Consider the following 13,316-nt stretch of genomic DNA (forward strand, 5'->3'; position numbering starts at 1 on the left):
TGCCCCGGCCGCGGGAACTCGCGCTGACCGGGCGGGGACGGGCGGATCGTCGCCCCATAGAATCGACGGAGTGTCGACGCCGTCTGCTCTGTCCGGTCTGGCCGCGCTCGCGTGTGCGGACAAGTCCTTCCGCGAGGTGCACGCGCACCGGAACGAGCGCCGGCTGGACATCACCGCGCCCGATGCAGCGCGGCCCTTCCTCGTCTCGTGCCTGGTGGCCGGCGCCGATGCCCCGCTCCTCGTCGTGTCGGCCAACGGCCGGGAGGCCGACGATCTGACCGCCGAACTCGCCGAGCTCCTCGACGACGCCGGCGCCGTCGCTCAGTTCCCGTCGTGGGAGACGCTGCCGCATGAGCGGCTCTCGCCGAGTGCGGACACCGTGGGCCAGCGACTCGCCGTACTGCACCGGCTCGCCAACCCCGGTGACACTCCGTTGCGGGTCGTCGTGACCACCGTTCGCTCGCTCGTCCAGCCGATGGCCCCCGGCCTCGGCGACGTCGCGACCGTGACCCTGCGCGAAGGCATCGAGGTCGACTTCGACGCTCTGCTGTCCCAACTCGTCGAGATGGCCTACGAGCGCGTCGACATGGTCGGCCGCCGCGGCGAGTTCGCGGTGCGCGGCGGCATTCTCGACGTGTTCCCGACCACCGCCGACCATCCTGTGCGAGTGGAGTTCTGGGGCGACGAGATCACCGAGATGCGTGCCTTCTCGGTCGCCGACCAGCGCAGCCAGCCTGAGGTCGAGACCACTGAGGTGCGGATCCACCCGGGCCGCGAACTCCTGCTGACCGACAAGGTCCGTGCACGCGCCGGCGACCTGGCGGCGAGCAACGCCGACGACCCGACCCTCGCCGAGATGCTCGGCAAGCTGGCCGAGGGTATCCCGGTCGAGGGGATGGAGGCGCTGATCCCCGCGCTCGTCGACGGCGACATGCAGTTGCTGACCGAGGTGATCCCGGACGGCACCCGGGTCCTCGTCCTCGACCCGGAGAAGGTGCGGACCCGGGCGTCGGACCTGTCGAAGACGGGTGCGGAGTTCCTCGAGGCATCGTGGACCGCCGCCGCCATGGGTGCGGGAGCGCCGATCGACGGACGGTCCTCGGCGAGCCTCGGCATCGATCTGCAGGCCAGCGCGTACCGGCCGTTGGACGAGGTGTTGAAGACGACGCTCGACGCCGGGTGTCCCTGGTGGACGCTGAGTCCACTCTCGACCGGCAGCGGTGACGAACTCGAACTCGATCTGGCTCCCGGTCCCGCGCCTCGGGGCGACGACCGTGAGATCGCCGCGATGTTCGCGCAGTTGCGCGCGCACGTCGCCGACGGCAAGCCGGCGGCGATCGTGGTGGCGGGCAAGGGTACCGCGCAACGCGTCGGTGAGCGCCTGTCCGACGCCGAGGTGCCGCATGTGATCGCCGAACCCGGGCACCGCCCGCAGGCCGGCGAGGTCACCGTGTTCTGCGCGCCGCTGCGCGCCGGGATCGTCTGTCCCGATGCAGGACTCGTGGTCGTGGCCGAGGCCGACCTCACCGGCTCCCGGGTCGCCAACGTCCGGGACGGTCGCCGACTGCCGGCCAAGCGGCGCAACCAGGTCGATCCGCTGGCGCTGACCGCGGGTGACCTGGTCGTGCACGACCAGCACGGCATCGGGAAGTTCGTCGAGATGATCGAACGGACCGTCTCCGGTGCCCGGCGCGAGTACCTCGTGCTGGAGTACGCCTCGAGCAAGCGCGGTCAGCCGGCCGATCGGTTGTACGTCCCGATGGACGCACTCGACCAGCTCTCGCGCTATGTCGGCGGCGAACAGCCGTCGCTGTCGAAACTCGGCGGCTCGGACTGGCAGAACACCAAGCGCAAGGCGCGCAAGGCCGTTCGCGAGATCGCCGGCGAACTCGTCCAACTCTATGCCGCCCGTCACGCCGCGCCGGGACACGCCTTCGGGCCCGACACGCCGTGGCAGCAGGAGATGGAGGACGCCTTCGACTTCACCGAGACCGTCGACCAGCTCACGGTGATCGCCGAGGTCAAGGCCGACATGGAGCGTCCCGTTCCGATGGACCGCGTCGTCGTCGGCGACGTCGGCTACGGCAAGACCGAGATCGCGGTCCGCGCCGCGTTCAAGGCCGTGCAGGACGGCAAGCAGGTCGCCGTCCTCGTCCCGACGACGATTCTCGCGCAACAACATCTGCAGACCTTCACCGAGCGGATGAGTGGTTTCCCGGTGCGGGTGCGCGGCCTGTCGCGGTTCACCGACCCCAAGGAATCCCGCGAGATCACCCAGGCGATGTCGAAGGGCGAGGTCGACGTCGTCATCGGCACCCACCGTCTGCTGCAGACCGGGATCGTCTGGAAGGACCTCGGACTGGTCATCGTGGACGAGGAGCAGCGGTTCGGTGTCGAGCACAAGGAACACATCAAGTCGCTGCGCACCCACGTCGACGTGCTCACGATGTCGGCGACCCCGATCCCGCGCACACTCGAGATGTCGATGGCCGGCATCCGGGAGATGTCGACGATCCTCACCCCGCCCGAGGAACGGCATCCGGTCCTGACCTACGTCGGCGCCTATGCGCCGAAACAGGTCGCGGCCGCCATCCGCCGCGAACTGCTGCGCGATGGTCAGGTGTTCTATGTGCACAACCGGGTCTCGACCATCGACAAGACGGCCAGGGACATCGCCGCGATGGTCCCGGAGGCGAGAGTCGTGGTCGCGCACGGTCAGATGAACGAGGACCAGCTCGAGCGCACGGTGTCGGGGTTCTGGAATCGCGAATACGACGTGCTGGTCTGTACGACGATCATCGAGACGGGCCTGGACATCTCGAACGCCAACACCCTGATCGTGGACCGCGCCGAGAACCTCGGCCTCTCGCAACTGCACCAGCTGCGTGGGCGCGTCGGCCGCAGTCGCGAGCGCGGATACGCCTATCTGCTCTACAGCCCCGACCGACCGCTGACCGAGACCGCCTACGACCGGCTCGCGACGATCGCGCAGAACAACGAACTCGGCGCGGGAATGGCGGTGGCGCTGAAGGATCTCGAGCTGCGCGGCGCCGGAAACGTGTTGGGCGCCGAACAGTCCGGGCATGTCGCGGGCGTCGGGTTCGATCTCTACGTCCGTCTGGTCGGCGAGGCGGTGGAGGCGTATCGCGCTGCCGCGGACGGGAAACCGGTCGAATCGCGGGAGACGGGTGAGGTACGCATCGATCTTCCCGTCGACGCACACATCCCGGTCGAGTACGTCGACTCCGATCGCCTGCGCCTCGAGGCGTACCGCAAGCTCGCGTCGGCGACCGATGACGCCGCGGTCGATTCGGTCCTCGTCGAACTCAACGACCGGTACGGTCCGCCACCGGTGGAGACCACGCGCCTCGCGTCCATCGCCCGGCTGCGGTTGCGGTGCCGGGAGCGTGGGATCAGCGAGATCGGCCTGGCCGGTCAGGGTCTGAAGATCTCGCCGCTGTCACTCCTCGACAGCGAGCAGGTCCGTCTGCGCCGGCTGTACTCCTCGGCAACCTACCGGGCCACCACATCGGTGGTCACGCTGCCGATCCCGCGCACCGGGGGCGTCGGGTCGGCGCGTCTGCGCGACGACGAGCTGATCGAGTTCGTCACGACGTTCCTCACTCAACTCAGGCCGGAGCCGGTCGGCGAGAGCGTCTGATAAGCACCCATCAGGGCCGGGCGGATGACGATATCGGGCTGTTGCGTAAACGGGTCGGCGGGCGGGTTGGGCGTGATGGCCGGTCGCGGAGCGTCCGGTCTCAGGCGGTGGTGGGGGTCAAAGCGGCGGTTCCGATGGCTTTGAACAGGTTGTGGACGAGGGCGTGGAAGCTGAATTCTGCTGTGGCTCTGTCGAGTCCGCGGCTGGTGAAGCGGCGGAAGCCGAGGTTGTGTTTAGCGTGGGCGAACGGGGTTTCAGCGATGTGGGCGCGTTGACGGTAGAGCGCATGTCCCTCGGGTGTGGCCAGCCGGTGGGTCATGGCCTGGATCGGGGAGGCTTCTGATGGTGGCGGCCCGTGTGTGGGTGCGTGCTGCGCGGCGTGGGCCACGGCCCGGTGTTTGCCGGTCGCGATGAGCCGGTCTGGTCCGGGTGCGGTGAGGTTGTGTTCGGAGAGGTAGCCGGCATCAGCCAACACGACCCCTATTCCTGGTGAGACCGGCGGTTTGGGGCGGTGGGTGTCGATGAGTGCGGCGGCGGTGACGGCTTTGTCGAGCATGGTGGTGAAGGTGGTGACATCGGCAGGGTTGTTGCCCACGCCGGTCGCGATGATCAGCCCGTCATCGCTGGTCACGGCCTGGCAGTTGAAGCCTTGGAGCCAGCCGCCGCCGCGCAATCCCATCATCCGTGATTGCGGGTCGGTGATGTTACGGCGGGGTTCCCGTGACGGTGCTGCCGCGGTCGCGGTGGTCGGCGGGGTGCAGACCGCAGCGGGCCGAGCCGCTGCCGCGGCGTCACGTTGCTGCTGCCGCTGCTGTGCCCGCTCGAGTGCTCGTTGGGCGCGCCTGACGTAGTAGTTCGTCTCGACCGGCCCGGGTTTGCGGCCTCGCTGACCTGGTCGATAGTGGTCGATCTTTGCTTGGTGGGTCGCGATGGCCCGCGCCAACGATTCGGTCAGCACCTCGACCTCGATCTCGATCGGCAACGATCCCTTGCCTGTGGCGGGCCCGCCCGCAGCGCGGCGTTCCCGCGCCCGCTCGATCTTCTCCTCGCGGGCCTGCTGGGACTTCTCGGCGGCCTGGTCACGTTCGTTCCTACGCTGCGCGGCCACCGCTTCGGCGTTGGTGAGTTGTTCAGTGTGGGCAGCCAGATCAGCCAGCGCCGCGGCGATCCGGGCCTGCCGCGACCCCGGATCGTGCAGCCCGCGGGGTAACAGGTCACCGCGGTCATCACCATGAACATCATCGTCGGCGGTGTCAGCGGCTGCGTGTTCGGCCGCGGCGCGCGCAGCCTCACTGGCCAACGCTTCCCGCAAGCCTTGCTCGGTGCGATTGGCGCTGAGCGAGGCGTTCGAGGCGATCTTCACTCCGTCGAGGGCCACCACCCCAAGTCGGCCCATCCCGACCCGCGAGCACAGCATCAACACCTGGGTGAACAGGTCCTCGATCGCGGGTGCGCAGTCCGCGCGGAACCGGGCGATCGTGACGTGATCAGGGACCTCACCACCGCAAATGATGCGGTAGGCGACGTCGCGGTGACACAACCGTTCCAGCTGCCGCGAGGACCGTTGGCCTTGGGCCCACCCCCAGATCAACAAGGTCAACAACATATCCGGGTGATAGGCGGCGCGACCGGCTCCACCGGTCTTGCGTACCGCCCGTATCGCCGCGGTATCCAGCGAGGCGACCGATTCGATGACCAGCCACACCGGATCATCGGCCGGAAGCCATTCCCGCATACTCGGCGGCATCAGAAACTGCTGATCACGCTGCACCGGACGATAACCCTTGGCCACCAACACATCATCGCCGATACCCACCACACACCGCTCCCGACAAGCCGTCGGCTGACACCGGAATTTTGCAACAGCCCGATATGTCGGCGCTGTCGCTCCTGAGGGTGGTTTCCAGGGGTGGTTTTCGGCGGGGCGTTGTCAGGAACAGGACGGCCGGATTCCGGGTGGGCTCCCGCCGGTCGGCGAGCCCACGGGATAGGTTGATCGAAACGAAGGACAGGCGCGGGGGCAGCGAAAGGACGTACGACGAATGACGGTGGTGCTGCTGGACCCGGCACGGCCCGACCTGATCCCCATCCGCGCACGCGGCGTGCTCGCCGGGCCGGTCAAAGTCACCGAGGACGTCCCCGCGACGATGCTCTGGGAATTCGATCAGGTCGAGCCCGTCTTCGACGACACGGCCGAGGATCCCGAGTCGGTGCTCGTCAGCACCGATCCCGACCATCCACTCGTGCGCGCGCGTGTGGACCGCGGTGAGGAGGTCATCGCCGCGCAGGCCGTCGCGGGAACCGCGCTCCTGGAGTCCGTGGCGCTCATGGACACGTTGCGCCGGAACGGGCCGTGGGAGAGCACCCAGACGCACCACTCGCTGCGCCGCTACCTGCTCGAAGAGGTGTACGAGGTCCTCGACGCCATCGAGGCCGGTGATCCGGTCGAGCTCCGCGAAGAACTCGGAGACCTCCTGCTGCAGGTGCTGTTCCACGCGCGGATCGCCGCCGACGATCCCGACGCACCGTTCGACATCGACGACGTCGCTCGCAGTTTCACCGCGAAGGTCTCCGGCCGTACCCCCGGGGTGCTGTCCGGGGCTCACTCGGATCTGCAGACGCAGATTCGGGAGTGGGAGGAACGCAAGGCGGCCGAGAAGCGACGCGGCTCGGTGCTCGACGGTGTGGCGACCACTCAGCCCGCCCTGGCCCTCCTGCAGAAAGTGCTCGAACGTCTCACCGCCGCACAGTATCCCGTCGAGACGATCCCGGCGGACACCCTCACCGTGACGGTCACGGCGGGCGACGACAGTGTCGAGGCGCAGGCACGGGAGCGGGCGCTTGCGTTGATGTCCGACGTCCGGGCGGCCGAGAAGCGCGCGGTCGAGCAAGGCGTGAGTCTCGACTCGCCCGAAGCGTGGGCGGCTGTCCTCGACGACAACTCGGCCTGACCTACCTCAGACGTCCAGCGCGGCGAGCTGTTTGGTGAACTCCGCCTCGTCGACCCGGGTGTTCCGGCCGTCCTCGACGAGGATCTCGCCGCCGACCATCACCGTGTCGACGATGGACCGCGACCCGGTGGTGAGCAGCGATGCGCCGGGGTCGCGGACGGGGAGGGTGGCGTAATCGCGGTCGAAGCGCACCAGCGTGAGGTCCGCGGGTGCCCCGACCGTGACCCCGCCGACGACCGCAGGCAGACCGAGCGCGGAGTTCGCTCCACCGCAGGCGATGTCGAGCATCTCGGCGAAGCCGAGCAGGTCGGCGCGCCGATGGACGGCGCGTTGGAGATACGCGGCGGTGCGCAACGTCGCCAGCATGTCCTGGGTGTCATTGCTGGCGGCACCGTCCACACCCAGGCCGACGGCCAGTCCGCGGTCCAGCATCGCCGGTACCGGGGCCACCCCGCTACCGAGACGCATGTTCGACAACGGGTTGTGTGACACGGCCACGTCCCGGGCGGCCAGGGTGCGCTGGCCGGCGTCGTCGAGCTCCACACAGTGGACGGCGAGGACCCGGTTCCACAGGAAGCCGTTGCGGTCGAGATGGTCGACGGCGCCGAACCCGGTGTGTTGCAGGCACATCTGCTCGTCGGTGCCGGTCTCGAGGAGGTGGATGGACACCGGCATTCCGCGGTCCTGGGCGAACTCGCGGATCGTCCGCATCCCGGCGTCGGTGACCGAGCGCGGATTGGGTACCGCCAGGGCCATCGAGATCCGCGACCCGGCCACCTCGTTCCGGAGGTGGTCGACGTGCTCGAGTACGTCGCCGAGCGGCTGCATGAGCCGGGGCTCGAACCCCCACTTGCGGGTCGGGTCGGCCCGGTCCGCGACCCCACGACCGAGGACTGCGCGGATTCCGGTGTCGCGCAACGCCCGGACGACGGCGTCATGGACCTCGCCGGACGGGTGGGGCCACATGTGTTCGACGACGGTGGTCGTGCCCGATCGCAGCAACTCGAGGCACGCCGACACCGCGGCGAGGTAGGCCCGCTCGGGTGTGATCGCCACCGACTCCTCGCCGACGGCCAGCAACCATTCGAGCAGCGGCGTGCATTCGGCGACACCGCGCATGAGGGTCTGCTGGAGATGGGTGTGGGTGTTGACGAACCCGGGGATCACGAATCCGCCGGTCTCCCCGCCGGGACGGGCGGTCGGGTCGATCGATGTGACGATTCCGTCGGCGACGTGGATGTCGCAGTGTGGCCGCCATCGACCCGCGGTGTACACCGTGACGTCGCAGAAGGCCGGGGCCGCCGACGGATCGGCGGCCCCGGCGGAGTGTGCGTCCATCACTTCGCGAAGTTCGCGGCGATGCGCTGGGCGAGATAGTCGGCAGCGGTGATCGGGGGATAGGTGCCACCGGCGCTCTCGATCAGCACGTCGGAGTTCGCCTGTGCGAAGTACGCGAGCGTGTAGCGCGGACCGGTGTACTCGCCCCGCCGCGGAGCCCGGACCCGATGGAAGTTCGACGGCAGCCGGTCGTCGGACCAGCGCATCAGCATGTCGCCGATGTTGCAGGTGATGGCGTCGTCGGACGGTTCGACCGACGTCCAGGCCTGCCCCTCGGCCTCCGCCCCCGGCAACACCTGGAGACCTCCCTGGCCGGACCGCTGGAACAGCAGGGTGAGGGCATCGAAATCGGTGTGTGCGCCTGCGCGCCAGCTGTTCTCGGTATCGATCAGCTCGTCGGGGAAGGCGTAGTAGTGCAGCAGCCGCAGGGTGCTCTGGTAGGTGTCCGACGAGGGGTCGTGCGCCCGGGTGAAGAAGTCCCGCTCGAGACCGAGGCGCTCGGCGAAGCAGCTGAGCAGTGTCATCGCCAGCGACCAGCACCGGTGCTCGAAATCTTCGATGGTGGCGCGGAACCCGGCCAGCTCGTCCTCACTCGGCCACAGGCCCTCCATGCGGGGGCGGGTGAACTGATAGGACTCCTTCTGGTCCGGGGTCCCGATCGACGGGCGGACCTGGGTGCGATACTCCCAGCCTGCGTTCTGCCCCTTCTTGAGCGGATACTGCGCCTTGACCTCGCGGGGGAGTGCGAAGAACCGGGCGGACATGTCGAACGCGTGGTCCACCGCGGCCAGATCGATGCCGTGGTCGACGACCTGGAAGAATCCGATGTCGGTTGCGGCCGACCAGAGTTGGTCGGCGATCTCGTCCCGGCGGTTGTCCAGGTCGACGAGGCTGATGCGTCGGATCTCGCGGGCGGTGGTCTCGGTTCCCAGCCCGCCCATCCGGCGTTCGCGATCGAGCTCGGCCATGTCGGCCATGTTCTCCAGGTCGGCTGGTGAGTGCATGGGGGTGGTCTCGGTCATGGTTGTCCTCACTGTGGTCAGGGATGATGCTGTCACGTCGGTCAGCGGATCTGCTCGCTGATGAACTCGGGCGTGAACAGCTGGTCGGCGGGCAGCGACGGCGGGAGGTCGGCGCCGCCGGCGTTCAGGATCGGCACGAGGTCGTTGATCACGTTCTGCGCCTTGGCCATGTCGTAGCTGCCGTACACGCCGTCGGCGCCCGGGGCGATGACCGCGCGGTCCTTGAGCAGGCCGGCCGAGTACGCGGCCTCACCGGCGGTGTACGGCGTGAACGAGACGTCCTGGGAGACCCAGTCGACGATGGTGGCGTTGACGGCGTCGGGCGCGGCCACGTAGTTCTTGCCGGTCTGCTGGATCATCGGGACCAGTTTCTCCAGGCATGGCGACATCTCCGCGACGTCATCGGCGCGCACCGAGACGTTCGACGCGTACACGTCGTATCCGGCGTCCTTCACCATGGCGTAGCCCACCGGCTTGTTCCACGACGGGGTCTCGTTCTCGTAGGTGTAGGGCTCGGAGTTCGCGAACCCCTGCTGGGTGATGGACGGGTCGCCGACGAAACGAGCCGGTGCGCCGTCGTAACTGGTGTCGAGCTGGCTCTGCTTGAGCAGGCCTTTCGCCACCAGCCACTGCGGGAAGATCTGATCCTTCGACACCACGACGCTGGCGTCGGACCGGCCGATGTCGGCGATCGTCTTCACCTCCGGGTGAGATGCGGGGTCCCACATGATGATCGAGGGGTTGTACTGCAGCAGCGGCGTCACGCCGACGACGCGTTGGTCCTTGGCCGCCGAGATCATCTGATCTCCGTGAACGAGACCGAGGTGGATGGAGTCGTCGGAGTACATCGCCGACGGGACCGACTGGAATCCGATCGCGGGTCCGCCCGCGCGCAACGTGATGTCCACTCCGGTGTCCATGCCGTCGTAGGCGAGGGGCCCGGAGACCGACTTGTTGTCGGTGTCGACGGTGTATCCGGGGCCGAGAAGTCCGATGACCCCGGCCATGTCGGACTGCGGTTGCCACTGGAGCTGGACACGATGTTGTCGGGGCAGGTCCCGGCGAGGGTGGTTTCGGCCGGCGCCGACGGCAGGGTCGACGCCGCGGTGTCGTCGGACCCGGAGCTCGAGCATCCGGCGAGAACGGCCGCGCAGACCGTCGCCGCCGCGGCTGCCGCGGCCAGACGCGAGTGGCGGATACGGGACGGTGGGTGAGGGGTCATGGGATCTCCTGGACTGATGCCGGTATTCGCGACACTTTCGCGATCTACATGTGAAAGCTAAATGGCTGATCCGGATTGCGCCAGCCGGTCTCGGATGCCGGCCGCAGCAACCCGCCTTCGACCAAAAATCTATCTGAACTGGAATTATGGTCACGACAGACCGTTGCGTCGAGGTCGAAACCGGGGTCCTGGTGACCCAGTGTTTACACGTGGTCATCATTCCGCAATACATGTAACCAATCATGAGAGAGCAGACAGCAGCCGTTGATTACATGTAGACAAGTGGGGAACGGGAAGGCCGGATGAAACTCTACGACACGGTGAACGACGTGGATGCGCGTCATTTCACCAAGAATGTCGTCGCCTCCGTCTCCGGGGTGACGAAGCGATTCGACTCCGGGACTCGTGCGCTGGACCGAGTCGACCTCGACGTGCGCGCCGGCGACTTCGTGGCCGTCGTCGGACCGTCGGGATGCGGCAAGTCGACCCTGCTCCGGATGGTTGCGGGGCTCGAGCAGCCCACGGAGGGGAGCGTGGCGCTCGCCACGGAATCGGTCGGGTTCATCTTCCAGGAACCCACCCTCCTGGCCTGGCGCAGCGTGCGGGGCAACGTCGAGCTCTGTGCCGAGATCGCCCGGCTGCCGCGTGGTGAACGCCGGCGCCGGGCACAGGCGGCGATCGACGCGGTCGGTCTGACCGGATTCGAGTCCCAGTTGCCCCGCATGCTGTCCGGTGGCATGAAGATGCGCGCGTCGCTTGCCCGCTCGCTGACCTCCGAACCCGAATTGCTGCTTCTCGACGAACCTTTCGGTGCGCTCGACGAGATGACCCGGCTCGACATGCAATCGGAGTTGCAGCGGCTCTACGCCGAGCGACGGTTCACCGCGATGTTCATCACGCACTCGGTGTCGGAGGCGGTCTTCCTCGCCAACCGGGTGGTCGTCATGTCGGCGCGCCCCGGGCGGATCGTCGCCGACATCGGCATCGACTTCGCCCACCCCCGACATCCCGACCTGCGCTACGACGCCCGCTTCACCGATCGCGTCGCCGAGATCTCCGAGACCCTCCGAGGTGCACGATGACCACCGCTGCCCGATCCCGTCCCGCCACCGGCGCGGAACACGGACCGGCCTCGCCGTCGGAGCCCGCTGCAGAGCCGCCCACACCGTCGCGGCAGGGTGCCGCGCGTCGCCGGATCGCGGCCGTGCTGCGGTACGGGGCCCCTCCCGTGCTGTCGCTCGCCGTCGGCATCGGCGCCTGGTACGCGGTCACCTATCTGATCCTCAGTCCCGCACGGCGTTTCCTGCTCCCGCCCCCGCACACCGTGCTGTTCGAGTCGCTGCTGGACCCGGATCACGTGGGGCCCATGCTCGATGCGCTGTGGGTCACGGCCAAGGTCTGTGTGGTCGGGTTCGTGTTCGCCGCGCTCATCGGGGTGTCCATCGGGGTCCTGATGAGCCGCGGGTCCTTTCTCGAACGCGCGATCTACCCCTGGGCCGTTGTGCTACAGGTGATCCCGGTGCTCGCGATCGTCCCGTTGATCGGTCTGTGGTTCGGGTACGGGATGGTCGCCCGCACCATCGTGTGCGTGATCATCGCCATCTTCCCGATCATCGCCAACACGCACTTCGGTCTGGTCTCGGTCGACAGGTCCTCGCAGGAACTGTTCACGTTGTCCAAGGCGACACCGGTGCAGCGCCTGCTGATGCTCGAGTTCCCGTCGGCGCTGCCGTCGATGATGACCGGTTTCCGGACCGCCTCCGGGCTCGTCGTGGTCGGCGCCATCATCGGCGACATGTTCTTCGCCAAGGGCGAGCCGGGAATCGGCACACTGCTCGACATCTATCGCGCTCGTCTGCAGTCCGACGACCTGATCGCGGCGATCGTCCTGGCATCGGTGTTCGGCATCCTCGTCTTCGGTGTGTTCAGCATCCTGAACGCCGCCGTCAATCGTCGCCGCTGACGACGCCCCGCACCAACTGTTCATCCAGCATCTCCCACCACTCCACCGTCGTCCCGAACCCACCCGGAGGACACATATGTTCACCGTTCCCACGATCGACATCTCGCCCTACCTCGACCCACTCGGCTCGCCTGCGGAACGCGCCCCGGTGGCGCGGGCCCTCGACGACGCCTGCAGCGGAGTCGGTTTCGTCCAGGTGGTCGGCCACGGCATCGCTCCCGGTGTCATCGACGCGCTGACCGCTGCCCTCGACGAGTTCTACGCGCTCCCGCTCGAGGTGAAGAAGCGATACGCCCGGCCCGGTCAGAACCGTGGCTACAGTCCCCCGAAGAGCGAATCGCTGAGCATGAGCCTCGGGGTGGCCGCAGCCAACCAGATGAACGACTTCTACGAGGCGTTCACCGTCGGATCGGAGGGTTCGTGGTTCCCGGGCCTGGACCTGCCGGAGTCCAGCTACCCGACGAACACGTGGCCGGACGCGGCGCCGGGATTCCGCCCCGCCGTGGAAACCTGGTTCGATGCCGCGCGCGGGCTCTCCCGAGTTCTGCTCATCGCGTTCACCGATGCTCTCGGCCTGCCGCGCGGGTACTTCGACACGATGACCGATCACTCCATCGACGCTCTCAAGCTCAACAACTACACCCTGCCCGAAGGGGAGATCGAGCTCGCCGGGGAGCTGACCGGGATGGGCGCGCACACCGACTTCGGGATCCTCACCGTGCTGTGGGCCGATCGGGTTCCCGGGCTCCAGGTGCTCGATCACGACGGGCAGTGGCACGACGTGGCACCCGCCGACGGCGCGTTGCTGGTCAATCTCGGGGATGCCATGGCGCGGTGGACGAATGACCGCTGGCGCTCGACGGTGCACCGCGTCGATCCGCCGGTCGTCGACGGCCGGATCCTCCGTCGCCGGTCGGCGGCCTTCTTCTTCGACGGCAACGCCGATGCCGTCATCGAGACGCTGCCCGGGTGCGCCCGTACCGATCACCCCGGATACCCGCCGATCACCGTCGCCGAGAACATCAACGCGAAGCTGGCCGGGATGAAGAGCGGCGTCGCACCCGCCGGCGCCGAGCGTGAGGCGCAGCGCGTGATGGCCGCGGGATGAGGTCGTCGGGGATCATGCCTTCTGGGCGCCGGCCTTCTACGCTGAGACGGT

At 68.0% G+C, this 13,316-nt stretch carries 8 protein-coding genes and 1 pseudogene; 5 read left to right on the top strand and 4 right to left on the bottom strand.

Annotated features, from left to right (window positions below):
• Positions 1-70: 70 nt before the first annotated feature.
• Positions 71-3,661, top strand: coding sequence for a transcription-repair coupling factor (mfd, locus tag AC3B5T_RS14265; protein WP_010844306.1), 3,591 nt, complete (start codon positions 71-73; stop codon positions 3,659-3,661).
• A gap of 100 nt (positions 3,662-3,761) precedes the next feature.
• Here the strand turns inward: mfd and AC3B5T_RS14270 are convergent, their stop codons facing one another.
• Positions 3,762-5,453, bottom strand: coding sequence for a transposase (locus AC3B5T_RS14270; protein ID WP_488358774.1), 1,692 nt, complete (start codon positions 5,451-5,453; stop codon positions 3,762-3,764).
• Positions 5,454-5,703: 250 nt separating this feature from the next.
• Between AC3B5T_RS14270 and AC3B5T_RS14275 the strand changes: the two genes are divergently transcribed.
• Positions 5,704-6,612, top strand: a complete 909-nt coding sequence (locus tag AC3B5T_RS14275; protein WP_055474961.1) for a nucleoside triphosphate pyrophosphohydrolase — start codon at positions 5,704-5,706, stop codon at positions 6,610-6,612.
• A gap of 6 nt (positions 6,613-6,618) precedes the next feature.
• On the opposite strand, the gene AC3B5T_RS14280 is transcribed toward AC3B5T_RS14275, so the two are convergent.
• The 3 genes and pseudogenes from AC3B5T_RS14280 to AC3B5T_RS14290 all read right to left on the bottom strand — a co-directional run bounded on the left by AC3B5T_RS14280 (position 6,619) and on the right by AC3B5T_RS14290 (position 10,194).
• The gene (locus AC3B5T_RS14280) at positions 6,619-7,950 is read right to left on the bottom strand and encodes an amidohydrolase family protein (protein ID WP_055474960.1); all 1,332 of its coding nucleotides are present in this window, start codon (positions 7,948-7,950) and stop codon (positions 6,619-6,621) included.
• Positions 7,950-8,972: an isopenicillin N synthase family dioxygenase gene (locus AC3B5T_RS14285; protein ID WP_010841725.1), complete on the bottom strand. Its 1,023-nt coding sequence runs from the start codon at positions 8,970-8,972 to the stop codon at positions 7,950-7,952. The genes AC3B5T_RS14280 and AC3B5T_RS14285 overlap by 1 nt, the downstream gene beginning before the upstream one ends.
• A 41-nt stretch (positions 8,973-9,013) precedes the next feature.
• Positions 9,014-10,194 (bottom strand): annotated as a pseudogene (locus AC3B5T_RS14290) (nitrate ABC transporter substrate-binding protein).
• A 302-nt stretch (positions 10,195-10,496) separates the two neighbouring features.
• Here AC3B5T_RS14290 and AC3B5T_RS14295 point away from each other — a divergent pair.
• The 3 genes from AC3B5T_RS14295 (at position 10,497) to AC3B5T_RS14305 (ending at position 13,265) form a co-directional block, all read left to right on the top strand.
• Positions 10,497-11,276 (top strand): ABC transporter ATP-binding protein, encoded by a 780-nt coding sequence (locus AC3B5T_RS14295; protein ID WP_488357609.1) that lies wholly within the window; start codon positions 10,497-10,499, stop codon positions 11,274-11,276.
• On the top strand, positions 11,273-12,157 hold the full coding sequence (locus AC3B5T_RS14300) for an ABC transporter permease (RefSeq protein ID WP_488357610.1): 885 nt from the start codon (positions 11,273-11,275) through the stop codon (positions 12,155-12,157). Before AC3B5T_RS14295 ends, AC3B5T_RS14300 begins: the two co-directional genes overlap by 4 nt.
• 76 nt (positions 12,158-12,233) lie before the next feature.
• The gene (locus AC3B5T_RS14305) at positions 12,234-13,265 is read left to right on the top strand and encodes an isopenicillin N synthase family dioxygenase (RefSeq protein WP_488357611.1); all 1,032 of its coding nucleotides are present in this window, start codon (positions 12,234-12,236) and stop codon (positions 13,263-13,265) included.
• The last annotated feature ends 51 nt before the right edge of the window (positions 13,266-13,316 follow it).

This window comes from Gordonia sp. G4 (assembly GCF_057770005.1).

Coding starts and splice junctions, on each gene's coding strand:
- AC3B5T_RS14275 (WP_055474961.1), top strand. CDS start 5,704: ATGACGGTGGTGCTGCTGGACCCGGCACGGCCCGACCTGATCCCCATC.
- AC3B5T_RS14280 (WP_055474960.1), bottom strand. CDS start 7,950: ATGGACGCACACTCCGCCGGGGCCGCCGATCCGTCGGCGGCCCCGGCC.
- AC3B5T_RS14285 (WP_010841725.1), bottom strand. CDS start 8,972: ATGACCGAGACCACCCCCATGCACTCACCAGCCGACCTGGAGAACATG.
- AC3B5T_RS14295 (WP_488357609.1), top strand. CDS start 10,497: ATGAAACTCTACGACACGGTGAACGACGTGGATGCGCGTCATTTCACC.
- AC3B5T_RS14300 (WP_488357610.1), top strand. CDS start 11,273: ATGACCACCGCTGCCCGATCCCGTCCCGCCACCGGCGCGGAACACGGA.
- AC3B5T_RS14305 (WP_488357611.1), top strand. CDS start 12,234: ATGTTCACCGTTCCCACGATCGACATCTCGCCCTACCTCGACCCACTC.